This is a genomic window from Streptomyces sp. MNU76, from assembly GCF_020982545.1.
GTDB lineage: Bacteria > Actinomycetota > Actinomycetes > Streptomycetales > Streptomycetaceae > Streptomyces.
Window position 1 is genome coordinate 117,902 of the sequence record NZ_JAJKLK010000007.1, and the last position, 21,892, is coordinate 139,793.

19 protein-coding genes are annotated in these 21,892 nt (G+C 66.9%); 16 read left to right on the plus strand and 3 right to left on the minus strand.

Translation table 11 applies throughout. The annotated features are described in order from the left end of the window. The first annotated feature begins 34 nt into the window (after positions 1-34). The 9 genes from E4N62_RS18490 (at position 35) to E4N62_RS18525 (ending at position 11,057) form a co-directional block, all read left to right on the plus strand. On the plus strand, positions 35-1,126 hold the full coding sequence (locus tag E4N62_RS18490) for a DUF4007 family protein (protein WP_268269577.1): 1,092 nt from the start codon (positions 35-37) through the stop codon (positions 1,124-1,126). After that, positions 1,123-4,692, plus strand: coding sequence for an ATP-binding protein (locus E4N62_RS18495; RefSeq protein WP_230215727.1), 3,570 nt, complete (start codon positions 1,123-1,125; stop codon positions 4,690-4,692). Before E4N62_RS18490 ends, E4N62_RS18495 begins: the two co-directional genes overlap by 4 nt. A 2-nt stretch (positions 4,693-4,694) precedes the next feature. After that, entirely contained in the window at positions 4,695-5,528 is an 834-nt protein-coding gene (locus E4N62_RS18500; protein WP_230215729.1) for a phosphoadenosine phosphosulfate reductase family protein, read from the plus strand. A 145-nt stretch (positions 5,529-5,673) separates the two neighbouring features. Continuing rightward, positions 5,674-6,279, plus strand: coding sequence for a hypothetical protein (locus E4N62_RS18505; protein WP_230215731.1), 606 nt, complete (start codon positions 5,674-5,676; stop codon positions 6,277-6,279). A gap of 30 nt (positions 6,280-6,309) precedes the next feature. Further along, on the plus strand, positions 6,310-7,623 hold the full coding sequence (locus tag E4N62_RS18510) for a DNA sulfur modification protein DndB (RefSeq protein WP_230215733.1): 1,314 nt from the start codon (positions 6,310-6,312) through the stop codon (positions 7,621-7,623). Positions 7,624-7,955: 332 nt separating this feature from the next. After that, a complete protein-coding gene (locus E4N62_RS18515) occupies positions 7,956-8,381 on the plus strand; it encodes a hypothetical protein (RefSeq protein WP_230215734.1) in 426 nt (141 codons plus the stop codon). Further along, a complete protein-coding gene (locus tag E4N62_RS18520; RefSeq protein ID WP_230215736.1) occupies positions 8,378-10,726 on the plus strand; it encodes a tetratricopeptide repeat protein in 2,349 nt (782 codons plus the stop codon). The genes E4N62_RS18515 and E4N62_RS18520 overlap by 4 nt, the downstream gene beginning before the upstream one ends. Continuing rightward, positions 10,723-10,893, plus strand: coding sequence for a DUF397 domain-containing protein (locus tag E4N62_RS48035; protein ID WP_268269546.1), 171 nt, complete (start codon positions 10,723-10,725; stop codon positions 10,891-10,893). Before E4N62_RS18520 ends, E4N62_RS48035 begins: the two co-directional genes overlap by 4 nt. Beyond that, entirely contained in the window at positions 10,890-11,057 is a 168-nt protein-coding gene (locus E4N62_RS18525; protein ID WP_308185215.1) for a hypothetical protein, read from the plus strand. Before E4N62_RS48035 ends, E4N62_RS18525 begins: the two co-directional genes overlap by 4 nt. Here E4N62_RS18525 and E4N62_RS18530 read toward each other — a convergent pair. Further along, a protein-coding gene (locus E4N62_RS18530) for an IS3 family transposase (RefSeq protein WP_230215740.1) occupies positions 11,000-12,180 on the minus strand; the annotation gives its coding sequence in 2 pieces (ribosomal slippage) (positions 11,000-11,916 and positions 11,916-12,180; 1,182 coding nt in all). The two genes, E4N62_RS18525 and E4N62_RS18530, sit on opposite strands and share 58 nt — an antisense overlap. A gap of 205 nt (positions 12,181-12,385) precedes the next feature. Continuing rightward, positions 12,386-13,228, minus strand: coding sequence for a helix-turn-helix transcriptional regulator (locus E4N62_RS49480; RefSeq protein ID WP_374117015.1), 843 nt, complete (start codon positions 13,226-13,228; stop codon positions 12,386-12,388). Between the two features lie 419 nt (positions 13,229-13,647). Between E4N62_RS49480 and E4N62_RS18535 the strand changes: the two genes are divergently transcribed. Further along, entirely contained in the window at positions 13,648-14,589 is a 942-nt protein-coding gene (locus E4N62_RS18535) for a DUF5655 domain-containing protein (protein WP_230215742.1), read from the plus strand. 95 nt (positions 14,590-14,684) lie between these two features. Here the strand turns inward: E4N62_RS18535 and E4N62_RS18540 are convergent, their stop codons facing one another. Further along, complete coding sequence (locus tag E4N62_RS18540) at positions 14,685-15,434, minus strand: site-specific DNA-methyltransferase (protein ID WP_230216299.1); 750 nt, start codon at positions 15,432-15,434, stop codon at positions 14,685-14,687. 586 nt (positions 15,435-16,020) lie between these two features. Here E4N62_RS18540 and E4N62_RS18545 point away from each other — a divergent pair. From E4N62_RS18545 to E4N62_RS18570, 6 genes are all read left to right on the plus strand, one after another. After that, on the plus strand, positions 16,021-17,148 hold the full coding sequence (locus tag E4N62_RS18545) for a C40 family peptidase (RefSeq protein ID WP_230216301.1): 1,128 nt from the start codon (positions 16,021-16,023) through the stop codon (positions 17,146-17,148). Positions 17,149-17,398: 250 nt separating this feature from the next. Then, positions 17,399-17,707 (plus strand): DUF6112 family protein, encoded by a 309-nt coding sequence (locus E4N62_RS18550; RefSeq protein WP_230215745.1) that lies wholly within the window; start codon positions 17,399-17,401, stop codon positions 17,705-17,707. Then, entirely contained in the window at positions 17,707-18,405 is a 699-nt protein-coding gene (locus E4N62_RS18555) for a hypothetical protein (protein WP_230215747.1), read from the plus strand. The genes E4N62_RS18550 and E4N62_RS18555 overlap by 1 nt, the downstream gene beginning before the upstream one ends. A 37-nt stretch (positions 18,406-18,442) precedes the next feature. Then, complete coding sequence (locus E4N62_RS18560; RefSeq protein WP_230216303.1) at positions 18,443-19,822, plus strand: ATP-binding protein; 1,380 nt, start codon at positions 18,443-18,445, stop codon at positions 19,820-19,822. Between the two features lie 91 nt (positions 19,823-19,913). Further along, a complete protein-coding gene (locus E4N62_RS18565) occupies positions 19,914-21,383 on the plus strand; it encodes an SCO6880 family protein (protein WP_230215749.1) in 1,470 nt (489 codons plus the stop codon). Positions 21,384-21,424: 41 nt separating this feature from the next. Then, positions 21,425-21,886, plus strand: coding sequence for a DUF6238 family protein (locus tag E4N62_RS18570; protein WP_230216305.1), 462 nt, complete (start codon positions 21,425-21,427; stop codon positions 21,884-21,886). Positions 21,887-21,892 lie beyond the last annotated feature (6 nt).

A 21,892-nucleotide genomic window follows, 5' to 3' on the forward strand; every position in this document is an offset into this window, starting at 1 on the left:
ACACCGAAAACCAATGGACACGGAGAAATCCCGCATGTCAGACAGTCGGCTAGCGGAAGCCGCCCACTCCCAGTTTGCGCGCCACGAGACCTTCGCACCGCGCTTTGGGTGGCTCCACAAGGCGTACATGCAGGTGAAGGACAACCCGGAGGCGTTCCTCGCGGACGACGCCCCGGTGCTGCTCGGTGTCGGTAAGAACATGGTGTATGCCATGCGGTACTGGTCCCGGGCGTTCAAACTCACGCGTGAACTCCGCGGAAGCGAAGACTCGGGCTCCCGGGCGATGTATTCCTACCCAACTTGGGAGGCGCGGTGGCTGCTTGATGAGGATGGGGCCGACCCCTACCTGGAAGAGCCTGGAAGTCTGTGGCTGCTGCACTGGTGGCTGCTAAGCTCCCGGCCGGGCTGGAAGAGCTGGACGCCTTCTTGGTATGTCGCCTTCCATCTTGCCCCGTTTTCCCGGTTCACGGCGGCAGATCTGACCCAGCTCATCGTGCGGCACGTGAACCTGTCCTACGGCGAAGGTCCTGTGGAGGCCTCGATCGCCAAGGACGTCGACTGCATCACCAAGATGTACGTTCCCGCCCGGCGTAAGGACGGAGCCCCTGGCGCGCTTGAGGACCTCCTTGCCTGTCCCTTCCGTGACCTTGGTCTGCTGGAGCAGGTGGGACAACGGGGTAGTGCTGAGTGGCAGTTCACCAGTGGTACCCGTACCTCTTTGCAGGCCAGGATCATCGCTTACGCCTGCCTCGACTACGCGGCACGCACTACACGTCATGGCAGCTCCGTCTCCCTGGCCCGGCTCGCGAACGAGGCAGGCTCCCCTGGACGGGCCTTCCGGGTGCGAGAGCCAGTCATCGCCGCCGCACTGGAGCGGGTGGCCGGCGACCATCCCGAACTCCAGATCGTGGAGGCAGTCGGCCAGCGCAGCCTGGCATTCTCCGATGATCCGTTCGAGTTGGCCTGGAACATCTTGGACAAACAGTACGACAAGGTCCGTGAACGTCCGAACTTCCCCACCCGTAAGGAGTGGGATCGGATGTATCCGCAGCTCGCCGAGGCTGAGAAGCGCGAGCTCAAGCAGCAGGACCCGCAGCTCCCACTGAACGACGAGGAGAACTCGTGACCACCGCGACCCCCGCACGGCCCGATGCCACCCGCACGGCGCCCGGAGATCCGCAGTTCCCCACGGGAATCAGCCTCGTCGGCTCCCAGATGCGGTCCACCAACCTGGAGCGCGACGTCCAGGACGAGCTGCAATCCCCCTACATCGGCGCCCGTGCCGTCGACGTCCTCGATCGCGTCACCAACGCCCTCGGCGACCTCTCCCGCACCCGATCTTGGTCCTTCACCGGGCCCTACGGCTCCGGCAAGTCGACTCTGACCAACGTCATCGATGCACTCCTCGGTCACGACCAGAAGCGGCGCGTCGAAGCGGAGACCGTCCTGGGCGCAACCAGCGGCAGCCTGGCTCAACGCCTCGCCGGCAACCGCGATGCCCTTGCGCCCAAAGGCTTCCTAGGCGCCGTTGCCACTGCTCGGCGCGAGCCCCTCGTCGCCACGCTGTCACGAGCGTTGCGCACTGCTGCCCAGCGCCGGTGGAAGAGCCGCCCGCCGAAAGCGATCGTCTCCGCCCTCGCCGCGTGCGCCGATCCCGCAAATACGACGCCTAAGGACATCCTCGACGCGGTAGCCGCTCTGTGCGCGCAGCAACCGGTTCTGCTGGTCATCGATGAGTTCGGCAAGACACTGGAACACCTTGCCGGTCACAGCGAGTTCGCCAGCGCCAAAGATGACTTGTTCCTGCTGCAGGAACTGGCAGAGAAGAGCGCTGGCCCGCGCGGGCTGCCGCTCTTCATGATGACTCTGCAGCACATGTCGTTCATGGACTACGCATCGCGCTCCAGCGAACTGCAGACCCGTGAGTGGGCCAAGATCCAGGGCCGGTTCGAGGACATCACCTTCGTCCCCCACCTCGGCGACGCCATCCAGCTCATGCGCCGCCGGCTCAGTCAATCCGACGTCTCCGCGCCCAACCGCGAACTGATCCGGGCCCAGGCCGAAGCAGCCGAAGCAGCCTGGCGCGAGCACGCCCTCAATGACGTCGTCAACCTCAAGGCGGAGCACTTCGAGGACCTGTATCCGCTGCATCCGCTGACCGCAGTCGCGGCTCCGTACCTCGCAGCCCAGATCGGCCAGCACGACCGCAGCCTGGCCGGCTTCCTCAACAGCGACGAACCCAATACGGTCCGCCGTTCGCTGGACCTGTTCTCGCTCGACAAACCGCAGCACGCCGCCACCATCCAACTGGCGCAGCTCTACGACTTCTTCCTCGCTTCCGGCCGCACGTCATTGCTGGCTTCAACCAATGCCAGTAAATGGATCGAGATCGACGCCCGGATCAACGAGGCCAACGGCCTCTCCACGTCTGACCAGGTTCTCCTGCGCACCATTGGCATGCTGAACCTGATCGACTCCGACGGTGCTCTGCGGGCCACCGCCGCGATGATCTACTTTGCGCTGCACGAGCCGTGCGACGGGGCAGACCCCACGGCGTTCGCGGCGCTGGAGGTCCAGCTGCAGAGCCTGGTCGACCAAGGTCTGCTCGTGCATCGGCACTTCAACGGCGAATACCGGGTATGGCAAGGCACTGATGTCGACATCGACGGCCTGCTCAAAGAGATCACCAACCACCTGGACAATCCGGAAGTCATCCGCAAGCTAGGCGACCACCTGCCTCTGGCTGTCGCCGCCGGCCGGCACAGCCAGGTCACCGGCATGCTCCGTGCCCTTTTCGTCCACGTTACCGGCCCCGACACCAAGAAGATCACAGGCCCGGACGAGCTCAACGACCACGCCGACGGACTGCTGGTCTTCCACCTCGGAACACTTGAGGACCGTCCCGCGGTAGAAACTTCCTTGCCCGTGGTTCTCGGCGTCACCCAGGAGCCGGACCTCGTTCTACGCGCCGCAACGTACTTCGTGGCCCTTCAGGACCTGCTGACGAACAAGTCCTTGGACCCAGTAGCACGGCGGGAGATCAAGGAACGCGCCACAGCAGCTCACGCCGAATTGATGGAGCTCCTGGACACGGCGTTCTATCCACAGACGCAACGCGCCACCTGGCGCTTGTGGCGCTCGGGTATCTCCGCTGCGGAAGGAGAGGGTGAGGAGATCGAGAGCCGCAGCCTCAGCGGTCTCGCTTCGATCGCCTGTGACCGGGTCTTCCCCGCGACTCCGCACATCCGTAACGAAATGCTGGGCCGTCACGAGCTGACCAGCCAGGCGGCCAAGGCCCGGCGGGAACTGCTCACCGCCATGCTACTCAAGTCCGGCGAGCAATACCTCGGCATCGACAAGTACCCAGCCGAGCGTGCTATGTACAGCGGAGCCCTGGAGTACATGGGCCTGCACAGGGAAAACAGCGGCGCCCCGACGGACGACTCGTCGACGTCCTTCCTCCCGTACGGCTTCTCCCGGCCCAGCGAGCAGCACCAGCACGCTCTGCCGGTCTGGAACGCCCTGGAAACGGCGCTGACTGAAGCGCACCAGCGCACCGGGCTCGACGAGATCTTCCGCACCGTCATGGTCCCGCCTTACGGCGTCAAGGCAGGCACCGTACCCCTCCTGGTCGTCACCGCTCTCATCGTGCGTAGCGAGGACGTAGCGCTCTTCGAGGAAGGCTCCTACCTCCCCCGACTGACACCAGACGTCGTCGAGCGCATGCTCAAGGCGCCTCGCCGCTTCGCGGTGAAGTACACGCCCGTCGGCGACGGCCTGCGGAAGAGCGTCGTCAAGAACCTGTCCGCAGCCCTCAAGGTTGAATCGCCACGATCACAGGCGCTGCGCAACCCGGCCCTGCTCGCAGTCACCCGGGCTCTGCTGGAGCGAGTCATGGTGCTCACGCCCTATGCACGCCGCACACGGCGCCTCAGCAAGGACGCCATCGCGGTGCGCTCTGTGCTGATGCAGGCACAGGACCCAGACGATCTCCTCTTCCATGCACTCCCTGAGGCTCTCGGCCTGGAGCCGATCACCGCCGAAGCGAAGAAGAGCACAAGCCGCAACAAGGGGTACGCCGAGCGGCTCGCTCATGCGGCCAATGAGATCTCCGGCGCCGACCAGGCGCTGCGGGCCGAGGCCGTTGAGACCATCAGCCGCGAGTTTCGTCTCCCTGCCACGCTTCCAGAACTGCGTCGCGCACTTGCGGCACGCCTCCGGGGCTTCACAGGCGTCTCCCTGAGCCTGGAGCTTCGCGGCTTCGTGGCCATAGCGCTCAACGAAGTCCTGGCGGATGAGGATTGGCTCGACCCGCTGACTGTGCGGCTGTCGAACTCCGCGCTCGGGGACTGGTCCGACAACGACGCCGCCCTGTTCCCCCAACGGGTACGGGAGATGGCTGCCGCTCTCGACCGCGTGAGCCACCTGTACCAAAACCGGCAGCAATCCGCCGGCCAGGACGAAGCCCTCGAAACGCGGCTTCTCACCCTGACCGGCCAGGACGGCGCCGAACAGCGCACCCTCATCTACGTCCCGGAGCAGTCCCGGCACGAGGCCGAAACCCTCGCTGTCAGTGTCCTAGAGCAAGCTAAGGAGATGCTCGGTCCCGACGGCGCCCGCATCCTGCTCGCCGCCCTCGCCCAGCGCGTAGCCGAGCCCGCGGACACGACGGCAGCAGAAAGGACTGAGTGACCATGACCGACGGCACCGACACCAAGAAGGTCCGGCATGTCCTGGGCATCTCGGGCGGGAAGGACTCCTCCGCCCTCGCCATCTACATGCGCGACCGGGTCCCGGAGATGGAGTACTTCTTCTGCGACACCGGCGCAGAACTACCGGAGACCTACGAGTACCTCAACCGGCTCGAAGCAGCCCTGGGCAAGCCCATCGTGCGGCTTAACGCCGACCGGGACTTTGACCACTGGATGGAGGTGTACCAGGGCACCCTCCCGTCGCCCCAGATGCGCTGGTGCACCAAGAACCTGAAGATCAAGCCGCTGGAGGAGTGGGTCGGCGACGACGAAGTCATCTCCTACGTCGCCATCCGGGCCGACGAGAACCGCCTTGGCTACGTCAGCACGAAGCCCAACATCGAGGCGGTCTTCCCCTTCCGGGAGGACGGCATCGACAAGGACGGCGTCATGCGCATCCTCAACGAGGCCGGCATCGGTCTCCCCGGCTACTACGAGTGGCGCACCCGTTCCGGCTGTTACTTCTGCTTCTTCCAGCGCAAGCACGAGTGGGTCGGGCTCAAGGAGCGCCACCCTGAGTTGTTCGACAAGGCAGTGGCCTACGAGGAGAAGGTCCGCTACCAGGACACCGCCATGCAGGACCGCGACTACACCTGGTCACAAGGCGAGTCCCTGCACCAGCTGATAGAGCGCCGAGAAGAGATCCAGGCCAAGCACGAGGCAGCCATGGAACGCGCCGCCAAGCGCGTCAAGCCGAACCGCCCGCTGCTGGAGGTCCTCTCGGACGCACTCGACGCGGACGGCGACGAAGCAGGCTGCTCGGTCTGTCACCTCTGATCGACCTGAAGTGCCCCCGTTGGCCCCGCTGGTGATGAATCATCACCAGCGGGGCCTACTTGTCGTCTCATCGCACCGACTGTCAGTGCCCCGTGTAAGGATGTTCGTTCCACCTACCGTCACTGCAGCCGGAGTGCCTTGAGGAATGGCGTCACCCAACTCCCACGAGCGCTCCGTCATCCGCCACCGCGCTGAGGCCAGCCCTGCCCTAGAACTCCAGCTCGGCATCGCGACGATGCTCGATGTCCCGGCGCACAAGGTCTTGCAGGACGACCTGGCCGAACACGCATCCCCTTGGGAGCAAGCCCTCGCGGTCGAGAGCCTTGGCGACTCCTTGCCTCACGAGGCCGGGCTCTACATGTTCGTCTGGCGCCCATCGATCAACCTCGTCATGGCCGACAACTCGCAGAGCAGTTTCCATCAGGTCCTCTACATCGGCCAGGCGGGCGGATCCGGCCAGCGGGGCAACACGCTCAGAAACAGATACAGGGACTACAAGAAGCACCTCCGAGGCAACCCTGAGCACCTCTGGACCGAGGAGCCGCCGACCACGCGGGCAGGCCGGCTCACCTATTACCTCGCCCTCCGGCCTCTGGAGTTCTGGTTCGCCACGGTTGAAGACCGATCCAAGATCAAAAATCTGGAGTCCCGGCTAATCAACTTGTACAACCCCCCGCTCAACAACCAGAACCGACCCAAGCTCCGTGCCCGCCTGAGCACCATCCCCCAGCCCGCACTGCGTGATCGTTGATCCCAGCGCCACTGACATCGAGGTAAGAAAATGGCATCCAAGACGTTTGTTCCCGCCTTCAAAGCACAGGTGGGAAACTGGACTTACTACTCCTGCCTCATGAGTTACGCGCAGGTGGCCCGCGAGGTCAATTTCGCACACGAACTCGGAGGGAACCAGGACCTCGGCACGATGATCCAGCGCGGTGTCGGCACCCGTACTTCACAGATCACCGACTATCTGCTCACCAACGAGAACCGCTTCCTCGGAGCTATCATCATCGCGGTCTGGGGTGGGGACCCCAATTATCTTGAGCTGACCATGGATGCGGACGCTGAGAACCAGGCAGTACTCGCCGGCCTCGATCGCAACTTCGGGGTACTCACCTTCGATGGAACCCAGCAGTTCTTCGCCCTGGACGGTCAGCATCGACTCAAGGCGATTAAGGATGCCATTAAGCGTAACCCCGACCTGGGCGGCGAAGACATCAACGTCATTGTCGTACCGCACTTCGACACACCCGACGGACGTCGCCGTACCAGGCGCTTGTTCACCAACATCAACCGCAATGCCAAGAGCACTAACGCTCAGGAGAACATTGCGCTCGACGAGGACGACAGTTTCGCGATCCTGACTCGCCAGCTTCTGGATGAGCACCCGTTCCTGAGCCGAGACAAGGTCGTCTCGGTGTTCAGCAAAGTCGGCCAGGACGGCGAGCTGGTTCTCGCGTCGCGCTCAATCGGGTCCAGGAGCCCGGCCTGGAGCGCAATTAGTGTTCTCTATGACATCGTTAAGGAGATCGGTTTCGATCTCCCGTGCACCCTGAACGAGTCGAAGCAGCGAGCCACGGACGAACTTCTCGACCAGAGCTACGAACTCCTCGCCACGCGCATTCAAGATCTCCTGGACTCATGCGGGAATCTACGCCAGCGCTACCTCGCTGCTCAGGCTCCCGGGGATGTACGTGCGCCAAAGGGCCGGGATGGGGCTGGGCACCCCTTCATGCGGCCAGCAGTCCAGGTAGGGGTGGCGAAAGCCGTACGCCATATCCTGGAGCAGGAAGCACTCACTTGGGACGAGCTGATGAAGCGTCTCTCCGATCTGAGCTGGAAGATGTCTGCAGCACCTTTCTCTTCGATGTGGATCGAGACTCCCGAAGGTCGCCAGCAGGGCAAGATGGCCAGCGGCAAGGACCACACGCAGCTGCTTTACGATCTCCTCCTCATCCATCTCGCGCCACGGTCAAAGGCACAAATCAGCAGGGCGCTTCGCTCGTACTCTGACCTCATGAAATCCAAGTACCCCATCGCCGTGGAAGAGTTCAACAGCCTGTTGCCGACCGATACAGACTCCGTTCCAAACTAATTCGTCCCATAGGGCGCGGGAGTCGTGGCCGATGAGGGCGACTGCTGCCCTTCCATAACCGTTCACCTGGGGAAGGAAGGTTCCAGAGAAAATGACGTTGGAAAAGGAGCCCCGGGGCCAGGCAGGAGCGGGTCAGTAGCTTGAGCGGGTCCGGCGAGCTCACGCACGTGTGCGGACCCTTCCGCGTACGCGCCCGCGTGCCTGGGGCAGACATCGATCAGAGTGTGGCGCCTATGAGGTGGTCACCCCCACTGGGAGCGGATCACGGCCCGTTCATGCCAACAGCCGCCTATCATGGGGCAGATGTGAGGTACAGCTGGTTCGGGGGGAGCATGGATCCGCAGTTGACGGTGATGGCGCAGACTGCGAGCGCCACCGTCGTGGCGCTGATGGCGACCGATGTCTGGCAGCACACCCGCGACGGCGTCGTCGCGCTGTGGCGCCGCGTGCGTCCTGGCCAGGCCGACGAGGTCGGCAATGAGCTGGAGGTGACCCGGGCGGAGATCCTGGCTGCTCGGCAGGATGGCGACACACTCGGCGAGCAGGCCCTGGCCGGAGAGTGGCAGGGGCGGCTACGCCGCCTGCTGATCGCCGATCCGGACATCGCGCAGGAGCTGCTCCGTGTCCTGGAGGAGTCCCGCGCTCTGCTTCCCGCGGGGCAGGAGGTCCAGGCCCCGGTGGTCCACATGCGTGCCGAGGTCTCCGGCAGCGGCCGGGTCTACCAGGCCGGTCGTGACCAGCACATCACCGAACGGTGACCGAGGGCGTGGAGCCGAACTCGCCCGACGCGCCGGTGCCACGCACCGCCGTGAGCGATCACGGCCGGCTGTTCCGCGCCGAGCGTGACCAGCACATCACCGAGTACCACACCCACATTGCCGCGACCCTCGGCGCCCTGGGGGATCAGCAATGGGCGGGGCCGGACTCAGTACGCGTACCTCTGGCCGCCCGGATGCACTCACCGATCCGGGACCGGCGAGACCTCCGACGCGCGCTCCTGGCCACAATCCTGGGCAGCGAGCCGGAGCCGCAAGGCATCCACATCGTGCACGGCATGCCCGGCTGCGGGAAGACCGCAGTGGCACTGACCGTGTTCGACGAGGCGGTCGGCGGCCACGGGATCACCGGGCTGTGGGTCAACGCCTCCAGCACCACCTCGTTCCGCGCCGGAATGCTCGCCGTAGCCTCCGACCGGGGCGCCTCCCAGGACGAGGTCGACGCCGCCCGAGCCGGCAGACGCCCGGCGGCGGACCTGGTCTGGCACTACCTCGACCGCTCTGCCGAACGCTGGCTCCTCGTGCTCGACAACGCCGACGAACCCACCATCTTCCAGGAGCCCGGGTGGCTGCGCTCCAGCCCACGCGGGACCGTACTCGTCACCACCCGGCGCGGCGCCGCCCTGCTGTGGCACGGTGCCGTATCGCACCCCCTCGGCGTACTGGACGTGTCGGACGCTGTCGATGTGCTGCTGGACTTCCAGGTCGGCGACACAGACCTGGCCGCGCTGGAGCAACTGGCGCACAGCCTGGGATGCCACCCGCTCGCCCTGATGCTGGCCGGCACCTACCTGGGCCAACAGGTCGTGGAACCGGTGACCGTGCACGACTACCTCCAGCGCCTGCGGCACGATCCGAGCACTGTCCTGGACCTGGGCGCCGAGCCCGGCGAACGCGATCTGCGCCGCTTGATCAGCAGCACCTGGCAGCTGTCGCTGGACGCCCTGCACCGGCAGGGTCTCCCCGAGGCGACCACGGTGCTGCGGGTGCTGTCGTGCTACGCACCCGATCCCCTGCCGGTCGGCCTGCTCACGCCGTCCCGCCTGGACGCCACGGCCCTCGCGCAGGCGGATCCTCCTCTGGTCGGCGGCCGGGCCAACGCCGCCGTCATGGGGCTGAAGTCCCAGTCACTCGTCTCCCTCCAGGACGTCCCCGGAGACTCAGGCCGGCCCACCGTGCGTACCGTGCAGGCCCATGCCCTGCTCCTGGACACCGTCGCCGCCCGGATCCCGCTCGACCAACGCGACATCGTGCTCACCGCTGCAGCCGAACTCCTCTCGCAGCTCCTGGCCACGAGCGACGACCAGTACATCGACAGCCAGAGCCTGCGCCTGTTCGCTCCGCACGCGACGGCACTGCTGCGGCGCTCCGCCGGCACGAGCAGCCGGGCATTGACGCCCGCGCTGGCCGTCGTCCGCGGGCTGCGCGTCCAGAGCTACGCGCGCGGCGACTACGCCACCGCCCATGCTCTGGGCGAAGCGGCTGCCGCCGCCACACGGGACGACGCGACGCCCGACGCGCTGGCCGACCGCCATGAACTCGCCCGCACGTTCACCGGAACCGGCCGGTTCGCCGAAGCTGTCGATCTCCACCAGGCAACCCTGGACGCCCGAGAAACCCTCCTCGGCGCCGACCATCCCGATACCCTGGCCAGCGCCCACGCGCTCGGCCTCGCGCTGTACGGGCTCGGCAGATTCACCGAGGACGAGCAGCACATGCGGCGTGCGGCAGACGGACGCCACCGTGCCCTGGGACCGGAGCATCCCGACACCCTGGAGAGCCGGGCCTGCCTCTCGGACGCCATCGGCGAACAGGGGCGCTGGGCGGAGGCCGAAGCCCTCGCCCGGCCCAACCTCGCACTCAGCGAACGCGCCCTGGGCGTCGAGCATCCGCACACCCTGCAGAGCAGGATCGCCCTGGCCTGGGTGCTCTCCAGAAACGACCAGCTGGATGAGGCCGAAACTCTCGCCCGGGCAACGCTCAGCGGCGGTGAACGCGTCCTGGGCCCAGAGCACCCGCGGACCCTGAACGCCCAGGATCTCCTGGCCGGCATCCTGCTCCGCCAGGGCAACTGGCCCGAGGCGGAGCACATCGCCAGGATCGTGGCGGAAGCCCGCGAGCGCGTCCTCGGGCCGGAACACCCCCACACCCTGGCCATCCAGGCACGGCTCGCCCGCATCCTCATCGGCGCCGGGCACCGCCAGCAGGCGCGGGATCTGGTGGCCCACACCCTCGCGGCCAGCACACGCGTACTGGGCCCCGAACATCCCGGCACCCTCAACTGCCGCGAGGTGTATGAATTGGCCACCACCGAAGAGCACACATGAACGAATCCGACCCCCGGCGAGGACACGCAGCCTTGAACGAAACGATCATCCGCGTCTGGCGCAAGAGCAGCTACAGCGGCAACGAGAACGCCTGCCTGGAAATACTTACCCCCCCCCACCGGGCCAGGCCCCTGTCCGGGACTCCAAAGACGCTGACGACTCAGTGATCGTTTTCAAAGCCGAGGCATGGGTGGACTTCATAGCCGCACTCCGGCGAGGAGAGTTCCCGGTGAGGGGCCTCGCGTTTTCCGGACAGGCTTCTGACCGTTTATTTCACGCGGTAATTCGCAACTTCTCGTACTCGGCGTGGACTTCGCACGGAGGGCGGTAACCCACCGCCGAGTGGAGGCGTTTGCGATTGTACCAGAATTCGATGTAGCGAGTGATGTCCTGCCGGGCCGCCTCGCGGGTAAGGTAAGTCACCCTTGATACGCGCTCGTTCTTCAGGGAGCCGAAGAATGATTCGGCCATGGCGTTGTCGAAACAGATCCCGGTGCGGCCGGCAGATCTGCGGAGCCCGAAGCGGTCCAGCGTCCTCCCGAACTCGGCTGACATGTAGTTACTTCCGCGATCCGAGTGAAATATCGCGCCGGCCGAGAGGTTCCTGTTCCGTGCCGCGTTACGGATCGCCCTGGATATCAGTGGGGTTTGGTAGTGGTCGTCCATCGCGTAACCGATGACTTCCTTCGTGCAGCAGTCGATGACCGTTGCGAGGTACAGCCAGCCTTCCCCGGTCGCGATATAGGTAATGTCGCCGACAAGCTTTTTGCCGGGCGCATCCGCGGTGAAGTCGCGGCCGACGAGGTCCGGCACTTGGCCGGCCGCAGCCTGAGTGAGGTTGAACCTCTTCGGCCGTGGCAGGCATGGCACCAGGCCCAGTTCGCGCATGAGGCGGCGGACCAGCTCCACGCCTGCGGCGACACCCCAGCGGTGCAGCTGGGCCTGAATGCGCCGGTGCCCGTAGGTGCTGTCGGACATGTCGAAGGCTTTCTCGATGAGCAATTTCAGTTCTTCGCGCCGCTGAGCTGTCGCGGATTCCGGGCGGGATCTCCAGTCGTAGTAGCCGGATCTGGAGACGCCGAGTCGGCCGCACATGAACTCGACGCTGTATGCGTACTTCTCGGTGTCGAGCCGCATCTCGTCGATGAACTCGTACTTGCTTGCTACCGGGGATCCTTCGCGAAGTACGCTGCGGCTTTTTTCAGGAAGGTAACTTCCATCTCCAGCTCGCGGTTGCGTCGTTCGAGTTCTTTCAGGCGCGCCCGCTCGTTCACCGTCAGTTCCGCATCGGGGGCCGGTTCCTGCTGCTTCTGGTACTTTTTCACCCAGCCGCGTAGTGTCTCCGAGTTCAGCTCAAGCTCCCGGGCAACTTCGGAGATCGTCTTGCTTGATCTCAACGCGATCTGGACGGCTTCCTCGCGGAACTCCGGCGAGTACTTACTGGGTGGCGCCACTTCTTCCTCGTTTCCTTGTTCAGGACAACCCTATTGGGTGCCTGTCCGGAAACTTCGTGGCCCCTCACGGTATGGGTACCAGCCTGCTCCGCACAAGTTTGCGAGCACGACCTGCTGGTCGCGTGCGGCCGAACGAACCGCCTCTCCCCACTGCGCCGCGACACGAGAGTCACCTCCGTAAAGACCGGCACGTCGGGCTAGGTGATCAGACATGACCTGGAGGCGGGCTGCCAGGGGATGCGGCGAGGGTGGGGGCGATCATGTACCCGCCCCCTCGACGCGACCATCGGTGCGCGTTCGCGCGATTCCACGCGTGCACCCACTCATGCCGGTGGGCCGGAGCAATGCCGCAAGCGGCTACGAACGCGCACAGGTGCCCAAGGCTCGGCCTCGACTCACCGGACAGAATGGTGTGCAGCGTGCTGCGCGGCAGCTTGCCAGGGCCTGCGAGGCGCTCCAAGTCCCGCAAGGAGAGGACTCCCGCCTGTGTGCGTAGCGCCTGCATGGCGGTGCGCAGGTCGTTGAAGTCCCTCACCAGATCGAGCTGTAGCCGGCTCGCCGATCCCTTCCAAGCAGCAGCCCGAGCCTTCCGCCAAAGCGACTTGGCCCTTCCAGGGTCGGCGCCGCACGCCTTGGCCCAGGCTTCTGTAGTACTCAACGCCGGCACGACAGCTCCGCTCGCGGCGCGCGAGAGTTTCGAGGCTGAGCAGCCGCACTTCGCTGCCAGCTGCGCATACGACAGGCCAGCTCGCCCGCGCTGCGTACGCAACCACAGCGCGAGCGTTCTCACTGGCGTGCTGCATGCAACGACGGGTTTCTCGGGGCGTCCCATCATGTGACCAATCAGCAGCCTGAGCAGGCCGGCGCCGCGTTTGCTGAGCGGTCGAGCAGGTGAGTAGCAATCAGACCCGCGCCGCCCAAGAGGGCCAAGATCCTGGGTTCGGGTATCCCCTGAGAACCCAGACCTGCCGCCAGGATCATGACGATGACGATGATGACCGTTTGCTCCCACGCCGTGCTGTAGGAGCTTGGAGTTGCTCCAACGCATGGCACAGACACATGGCTTGCGTGTTCTCTCCTGAGCATGGAGTTTCTCCTCGTGCAGTGATGGGTCGAGAGCGCCCTCAACGCACCGCCAGGGTGCGGCGCTCGGGTCTGACTCAGACTGCCACTCCGTCGTCTGCCCAGTAGCCGACGTCGGCCCGTTCTTGCATTTCTGTCCAGGTGCGGGTGGAACACGCTCCTACGGCGATCCATCGAGGTTTTGGCTGGCCAGCGCTTTGCAGGAAACCGTTTTGTTTACCAGGCCGTCCAGGTTTTGCGCCGTTTCGCGACCGTTACCTCGACGACTCCGCAGCCGGAGAACGAGCGCCAGACGCAGCTGCCGTGGAGAGACCGGAATACATGCCCGAGCTGAACGATTGGCCCTGTTCAGGACACCGACTGCGATGGGGAGGGCTGGAGCCGGTGAACGATCTGAAGCTGTTCCGCGTCGCGGACGGCATGGCGGCCGAGATCCCGGGAGCGGCGGTGGCGCTGGAGCGTCACCTGCAGACGTTGATCGAGCGCAACATGGAAGCGATGCTCGGGATCCGGTTCTTGGCCTCGGAGTACGGCACCGGTTCGCGGCACAGGGGGCGGATCGACTCGCTAGGGCTGGACGAGTACGGCAACCCGGCGATCATTGAGTACAAGCGTTCGAATGGTAAGGCGGTGATCACTCAGGCTCTTTCGTACCTGTCGTGGCTGCGGGACCATCGCCATGAGTTCGAGAGCCTGGTGAAGGAGCGGCTGGGCGACGAGGCGGCTGGCTCCGTCGACTGGAGCAACCCCCGCCTGGTGTGCATCGCCGGAGACTTCACGTCGCACGACACGCACGCGTTGGAGGAGATCGGTCGTCGGATCGATCTCGTGAGCTACCGGGACTTCGGTGGGGGCCTGCTGGCTCTGCAGCTTGTCGCCTCCGTGACCGGCTCGGCGACATCACTTCGGACCCCGAGCACGCCGGCGGGGGCGAACGCACCCTCGGCGGGTCCTGGGGATGGTGGTTCGACGGTCAAGTCGGTCCGGCAGTTCTACGACGAGTCGCCTGAGTCGCTGCGGGATCTGTACTCCGACCTCGACGCCATGCTGATCTCCGATGCTGATGTGCAGAAGGAGTTCCAGCTGCATTACGTCGCCTACCGGCGGATCAAGAACGTCGCGACCGTCCGATTCCAGCCGCGCAGCCACACCCTCGTGGTCCGGCTTGCGGTCGACCCGGACACGGTCGAGCTGGTCGAGGGCTTCGCCCGTGACGTTCGCAAGATCGGCTGTCTGGGGACTGGCCCTCTGGAGCTGCGGATCCGGTCGCAGGAGGACCTGGCGAGAGCCAGCGACCTCGTCCGGCGAAGCGTCGACGGCTGCTGACGATCGTTCGGGGGCGGGTGTGTATCGGTATTCCGACGTCACACCCGCCCCCGTTCTGCGTGTCGTCAGGGGTGGAGGTCTGGCGTGGTCTGGTCTCATTCTTCGGGTCCTGCCAGTTCGAAGTCGTCCTGGGTCAGGGCGTTGCGAAGGCGCTGTTCAGCGATGTCCGCATAGTGGTCAGAGAGTTCGATCCCGACGAACTGCCGTCCCTCCCTCAGCGCGGCGACCCCCGTGGAACCGGATCCGGTGAAGGGGTCCAGGACGATGCCGCCTGGCGGGCAGATCTTGACCAGCTCCTGCATGACTTCGACGGGCTTCTGGGTGATGTGCACGCGGTCCTTCCTCGGCTGGCTCGCGGTGTAGAGGCCGGGGAGGTAGACGGGGTTGCGGTCGGCGTCAACCGGGCCCTTGGTGCCCCAGACGATGTACTCGCATGACTGCTTCAGGCGGCCCCGCTGTGGGCGGGAGACCGGCTTGTGCCAGGAGGCGATGCCGCGCCAGGTCCATCCAGCCGCCTGAAGGGCGTCCGTCGTCGTCGGCAACTGCCGCCAGTCGGTGAAGACAAGCGCGGCACCAGATTCGACGGTGGCCCGGTATGCCTCGGTGAGCAGCAGGCTCAGCCAGAAGCCGTACGAGCGCTGGTCGCGGTTTTCGCCTGGGAAGTTCGCCAGCTGATGCTCGGCGTCGGCGGAGGTGTACTTCGAGCGCGCGGTGCGGCCGGTGCGCTCAGAGCTGGTGCGCCCGCCACTGTTGTACGGCGGGTCGGTGATCACGGCATCGACGCTGTCGTCGCCGAGGCCGGCGAGCACGGTCAGTGCGTCGCCTCGGTGGAGGGTGTACGGCATCCGGGAGTTCTCGCTTTCCGGGGATTCAGTCATGAGACGCGCTTTCCTTCGGGAGTCGCGCAAAAGTGACTCCGGGTGGCATAGAGAGCAGCCACTCGGGGCGGTTGATGGGCGGGAGGTTAGCGGCTATTTCCGGCCGCACCCAATGAACCCAGAGCCCGTCAATCGCACCGAGAACGGGCCGGATCGAGGGGTCGTTTGGTACGGCCGGAAATCGCGTCTACTGTCTCGCCGTGTTCGCAGGACGGAGCCCACCTCCACTCCTGCTGACCTGTGTTGTTCTGTGCTGTCCCGTCCAACGGGGCAGTCCCGGCATCACAATTGAGACGTGTTATCGACGAGCGAGGGGACGCATTTTTGATGTGCTGCCTGAGATTACGAGCGCGGCTGGCTGCCGCGCCCCGATGACATCACCGGCTTCCGGGAGTTAGCAGCCCTGGATACCGGATTCCTCTCGCTCCTGCGGGAGTTCGGATTCACACCGGCGCGGCGCCGGTGACCTTTTCCACGAGAGACCGGCGCCGCGCCACCACAGTAAGGAGCTGCGAATGCAGCATGCCCAGAAACTCCTATTCCGGCGGTGGCCGTGAAGACGACCGGCGCCGTGGTGGGCCTGGTCGCCACCGGTCCACTGCTACTGGCCGCCCCGCTCGTCGTCGTAGCCGCCAAGGATGCGGCGGCCTGCACGGCCAGCAGTACACAGGCTGTGGACAGCGCGGCCGTCGCGCGGCAGGTGGAGTCGATTCTGACCGGCGGTAAGGGCGATTCGGTCTCGATCGCGGGTCTGAGCAATCCTGCGGAGCAGATACCGAACGCGAAGACCATCGTCGCCACGGGCGTCGCGCTCAAGGTGCCAACGCGCGGGCAGGTGGTCGCCCTGGCGACCGCACTGCAGGAGTCCGGCCTGCGGAACCTGTCGTACGGGGACCGGGATTCGCTCGGGTTGTTCCAGCAGCGTCCGTCGCAGGGCTGGGGCACGGCCGAGCAGATCCAGGACCCCGTGTACGCAGCGACGCAGTTCTACACCCACCTGCTGAAGGTCGACGGGTGGCAGCAACTGACCGTCACGCAGGCCGCGCAGGAGGTCCAGCGCTCGGGCTACCCGGACGCGTACGCCAAGTGGGAAGACCTCGCCACCGCCCTACAGTCGGCGATCGCGAAGGCCTTGGGCTCCGCGGATGACGCTGGTGAATCGACAGACACTGCGACCGCCGCCCCCGGTTCCTCCGGCTGCGCGGTCGACGGTGGGGAGGACAGCGCCGGCTTCGGCACGATTCCCGCCGGGGCGCTGCCGGACGGGTACGAGATTCCCGCCCACGCGCCCACCAAGGTACGGACCGCGATCCGTTGGGCGCTCGGCCAGCTCGGCACCCCGTACCAGTGGGGTGGCTCATGTACGGACTCGCACGGGCCGGACCCGATGGGGCGCTGTGACTGCTCGTCGCTGATGCAGCGCTCGTACGCCGCCGCCGGCGTGACGCTCTCCCGTACGACCTACACCCAGGTCAAGGAGGGCAAGGCCGTCTCCCTGGGCGCGGTGAAGCCAGGAGATCTGCTGTTCACCGAGGGCACTGCCGCAGACCCCGATCACGTGGGGATGTACATCGGCTCCGGGCTGATCGTGCACGCGCCCCATACCGGTGACGTGGTCCGGATCACGACGCTCGCGGCCTGGAAGTCTCAGGTACTGGCCGTGCGTCGCATCGTCGCCTGAGCGCGCGGACCCCCTGCCGGCCCATTCTCTCTGGCGCTCTGCCGGCCGTCATTCCCCCATTCGATGGACCCCTCGATGAAGCGAACACCTCACCGCTACGGCCCGCATGGTCCTCGACTGATCCCCCGGCTCTCCGTCGTGACTCCGGGGCCGTAGCTCCCCGGTTCCGAGGCCGTCGCCTCAGCCTCCCCTCCCCCATCTCCGCCCTGCCAGGGCATCTCCGCATGTCCATTTTCAAACTGGAGTTCACGTGAACCTTGCCGACCACGTCCGTTATCTGGCTTACGACCCGGGTGTGACGCCGAAGGAGGGCGGCCTGCCGGGCCTGTCGGTCCTGAAGGAGGTCATCTCCTCGATCAACCTGTTCGGCATCATCGCCGTCGTCGGCGCCCTGGCTGTCTCCGCCGTGGTGTGGGCCTGGGGCCACCACTCCGGCTCGCACCAGGCCGAGGCCAACGGCAAGAAGGGCGCCACAGTGGCCGCCGGCTGCGCGCTGCTGCTCGGCGCCGCGAACGGGATCGTCACCTTCTTCTCCGCGCTCGGCTCGCAGGTCCACTGATGCCAGCGAATCGATCCGCCGCGCACGCACGCCCGAGCAGCGCACCAGGAGTGCGCGGCCGGGTCCTGGCCGGGCTCGCGGTCCTGGCCGTCCTCACGGCGGTCGCCGGGCTCATCGCATATCTCACCCGCGATGGCCACAGCGTGGCCCAGCCCTCCGCTCCGAGCGCGACCAGCTCGGCGACCGCAACGGCCAGCGCTGCCCCATCCCCGTCAGCCTCTGAGCCCGTCGGCAAGGGCTCGGTGGCCGAGCCGCCGAAGACAACCGACCCGGTGGTCTTCGGCAGGGCATTCGCCAAGGCCCTGTGGTCCTACGACACCCGCACGCTGTCACAGCAGCAGCAGTTGGCCGGGTTGAAGGCGTGGATGACCAGCGAGAAGAAGTACGCCGACTGGTCGTCGGTCAGTGCCCAGCTGCCCACGAAGGATCTGTGGAAGCGGCTGCGGACGAACGGCCAGTACGCCACCGCCCGCATCAGCGAGGGCCACATCCCGACCGCGTTCACGGCCGCACTCAACGAGAACCCGGGCGCGATCACCACCGCGTACGTCTACGCGGTCACCGTCACCGGCACCCAGTCCATCGCCTGGGACGGCGGCGGAGCTGGTGCCGAGTCCCGCTCGATCACGCTCGCCGTCCAGTGCCGCCCCCACGAGCGCTGCGCGCTGTCCGGCATCGCCCCGAGCGTCAGCCCCTGACCCCGCACGAGAAAGAAAGGAGGCATCTGCCATGGCCGTGAACGTCTGTGAACTGCCGCTGATGTCCAGCGTCTGCGACAGCGTCACCAGCGGGGTCGGCGACGCCATCACCGACGGTATCGGCGCCTGGATCGCCAAGTCGACCGGCGAGCTCGCTGCTTCGGCGGCCGACCTCGCCGCCGAGGGCATCAACGCCACCACCACGGTGAACCTGAACGCGTCCTGGTTCCGCGACAACTACGAGCTGCTGCTGCCGATCGGGCTGATCCTTACCATCGGCACCTTCTGCCTGGCCCTGATCCGGGCCGCCTGGCGCCGCGACAGCGAGTCGCTGTTCGACGCGCTGAAGGGCACGATCGTGGGCATCTTCTTCGCCTTCACTGCGATCGCCTTCACCACCGTTGCCCTGACCGTCGTCGATGCCCTGTCCGAGGGGTTGTTCACCCTCGCCAAGAGCAGCATCTCCGACGCGATCCGCCGCGTCGTCCTGGTCAGCCAGTTCGGGCAACTGGGCGGACTGGGCTGGCTGGTCCAGGCAATGGTCGCCCTCGGCGCCGCCATCGGGGCGTTTATGTACTGGGGCGTGATGGTCTTCCGCAAGGTCGGCATCCTGATCCTGGTCACCCTGGCGGTCTTCGCCGGGGCCGGAGGCGGCTGGGAAGTGGCCAAGCGCTGGCGGCGCGGCTGGATCGAGGCCACCGCCACGCTCGTCGTCTCGAAGCTGCTGATGACGATCGTGTTCCTGACCGGCGTCTCGGCCATGGGCAAGGCGGATGCGAAGGACGGGCTGTCCGCCCTATCGGATGCGATGGCCGGCATCGTCGTGCTCGCCCTGGTGATGCTCACCCCGTACGCCACGTACAAGTTCGTGCACTGGGCCGCCGATGGCGCAGGCGGCGAGGACCTGCACCGCTCCGGGTCCTCCGGCGTCGTCACCGCCGCCCGCGGGGCAAAGACCGCCGGGCAACTCGCGGTCCAGGCCGGCACCGGCACTCCCGCTCCGCAGGGCCCGGCGAGCGTACCGGGCATGGGCTCGGGCGGGGTCGCCTCCGGAATCGATCCCACCGGCGGCAGCAGCAGTACGCCGAAGCAGGTCCGGTTCCGATACGGCGAGGACCCCAACGCGTCCGGCGACAAGGGCACTCCGCTCATCAAGCGCCCGCCGACCGACGGCGACCGGGGCCAGCCGCTGATCCGGCGCCCCGGCCAGCAGACCGCGGCGAACACCCCGGCGGCGTCGGGCTCCGCAGCAGCCGAAGCCCCCACGGGCCCGCAACCCCAGGGTTCTCCGACTCCGCTACGGCCTCCGGCCGCATCCGGAGGGGCGGCCTCGTCCGGCACCGGTCCCTCTCCGCAGGGCTCGGCGACACCGCAGCAATGGGTCTACCCCAACCCGCCAGGCGGATCGCGCTCCTAGCCCCTGGGCTCACACGGGGCGGGCCGCCCCGATGGCGGCGGCCCGCCCCCCTTCCTCCTCTCTCTGCATCTCGTTTCAAGGACGGCTTCGCATGCTCTCCGACACCTCACCGGCCGAGGCCCTGGCCACGGTCAAATTCCCGCACCGCTCCCGGCGCGGCGTGCTGCTCGGCCTGACCGCCGCCCAGCTCGTCGTCGTGGCCGCCACCGGCCTGCTGCTGCTCGCGGTGCTGCTCACCGCCGGCGTCACCGGAGCCCTCAAGCTGCTACCGGTGTGGGCGGTGATCGCAGTCGGGGTCTTCGCCCGACACCACGGCCGCTCGCTCGCCGACTGGTCCCCCATCGTGCTCCGGTACGCCCTGCGCCGTGCCCGTGGCCAGCTGCTCTGGCTCGCCCGGCCATCCACCCGGCCACGCCGTGAGGGCCTGCTGCACCTGCCCGGCACCACTGCCTCACTGCGCGTGGTCGCCTCCCCCGACCGCCGCTTCGGCGCCGTCCACGACCCGCATCAGCAGACATTGACCGCGGTCGTGAAGATCTCCAGCCGGGCCTTCGCCCTCCTCGATCCGGCCACACAGAACGCCAACGTCGCCGGGTGGGGCCGAGCCCTCGCCGCGCTGGCCCGCACCGGGCACATCGCCCGAGTCCAGGTCCTGGAGCGCACCGTCCCGGACTCCGGCGACGCGCTCAACCGCTACTGGGAGGACCAAGGTCGCCCCGACGCCCACCTGGCCGGCCCCGTCTACGCCGATCTGCTGGCCGCCGCCGGGCCCGCCGCCGCGCCGCACGAGGCGTACGTCGCCCTGGCCCTGGACCTCAAGGCCGCGCGCCGGCTGATCAACCAGGCCGGCGGAGGGCTCACCGGTGCCTTCGCGGTCCTGTCTCAACTGACGGCAACCTTCGATCAGGCGGCCCGCAACGCCGGGCTCACCCCCGCCGGCTGGCTCGCCGGCAACGAGATCGCCGCCGTGGTGCGCACCGCGTACGACCCCGAGGCGTCCGCGGCGCTGGACCGCTGGTCGGCCTCCGGGCGCCCGCAGGCCGACCCGGCCGCCGCCGGCCCCGTGGTCCTGGTGGAGAAGGCCGACCGGATCCAGACCGACACCGCCCACCACGCGGTGTTCTGGATCGAGAACTGGCCCCGGATCGAGACCAGCCCGGGGTTCCTGCACCAGCTGCTGTTCGCGTCCGGCGTGCGCCGCGCCCTTTCACTCACCTACGCGCCCAAGGGTCTCGATGCCGCGTTGAAGGACGTCCAGCGCAAGAAGGCCACCGTGATCGCGGATGCAGCCGAGCGGCAGCGCAAGGGCCAGGTCGACTCCGAGGAGGACTCGGTCGAGTACGCGGACATCAAGGCTCGTGAGCGGCAGCTGATCGCCGGCCACGCCGATGTCGCTCTGACCGGACTGCTCACGGTCTCCGCCGAGAGCGATGAACAGCTCAACGCAGCCTGCGCCGCCGTCGAGACCGCTGCTGTCTCCGCGCTGGTCGATCTGCGCCGCTTGACCTGGCAGCAGGCCGAAGCCTTCACCAACGCGGCCCTGCCCCTCGCCCGCCCGTAGCGCTCCGTCCTCTCACCCGCACCTTGCCGAAGGGCATCGCCATGCTGACCCCGCAGCCGCCGCTGCCCGACCTCGCCCCGGATTTCGTGCCGTTCGCCACCGCCGCGCTCGACTTCCACCGCAGCATCAACATCCCCGCCGGAACGGTCGCGGCCAGCCGCGCCGAGCTGGACTCCCTGCACGCCCATCTGATCTCCCTACACGGCCTGTTCGACGCCCACACCACCCGCACCACCGTGGTCGCCGAGGCCGAGGGCGACCACCTGCGAGCCGTACGGACCCGGCTGTGGCAGGCCGCCGAGCACCTGCACGCCGCGTACCACGCAGCACCCCACCCCGCCGCCGGCCAACCGCGCAGCCCTGAGGCGTGTCGCGCCGGTCTTCCCGAGGGTGCCCCGGAGCTGTCGATCTGCCAGCGGCATCTCGCCACCGCTGCCCGGGTCCGTCGCCAGACCACCCCGGCCGAGCTGCACGACCCGTTCACCGGCCTCATCCGCCACTGACACCGC

Excerpts from the sequence above, each read along its gene's own strand:
- E4N62_RS18490 (WP_268269577.1), top strand. The coding sequence starts at position 35 with ATGTCAGACAGTCGGCTAGCGGAAGCCGCCCACTCCCAGTTTGCGCGC.
- E4N62_RS18500 (WP_230215729.1), top strand. The coding sequence starts at position 4,695 with ATGACCGACGGCACCGACACCAAGAAGGTCCGGCATGTCCTGGGCATC.
- E4N62_RS18505 (WP_230215731.1), top strand. The coding sequence starts at position 5,674 with ATGGCGTCACCCAACTCCCACGAGCGCTCCGTCATCCGCCACCGCGCT.
- E4N62_RS18510 (WP_230215733.1), top strand. The coding sequence starts at position 6,310 with ATGGCATCCAAGACGTTTGTTCCCGCCTTCAAAGCACAGGTGGGAAAC.
- E4N62_RS18515 (WP_230215734.1), top strand. The coding sequence starts at position 7,956 with ATGGATCCGCAGTTGACGGTGATGGCGCAGACTGCGAGCGCCACCGTC.
- E4N62_RS48035 (WP_268269546.1), top strand. The coding sequence starts at position 10,723 with ATGAACGAATCCGACCCCCGGCGAGGACACGCAGCCTTGAACGAAACG.
- E4N62_RS49480 (WP_374117015.1), bottom strand. The coding sequence starts at position 13,228 with ATGCGTTGGAGCAACTCCAAGCTCCTACAGCACGGCGTGGGAGCAAAC.
- E4N62_RS18540 (WP_230216299.1), bottom strand. The coding sequence starts at position 15,434 with ATGCCGTACACCCTCCACCGAGGCGACGCACTGACCGTGCTCGCCGGC.
- E4N62_RS18555 (WP_230215747.1), top strand. The coding sequence starts at position 17,707 with ATGCCAGCGAATCGATCCGCCGCGCACGCACGCCCGAGCAGCGCACCA.
- E4N62_RS18565 (WP_230215749.1), top strand. The coding sequence starts at position 19,914 with ATGCTCTCCGACACCTCACCGGCCGAGGCCCTGGCCACGGTCAAATTC.
- E4N62_RS18570 (WP_230216305.1), top strand. The coding sequence starts at position 21,425 with ATGCTGACCCCGCAGCCGCCGCTGCCCGACCTCGCCCCGGATTTCGTG.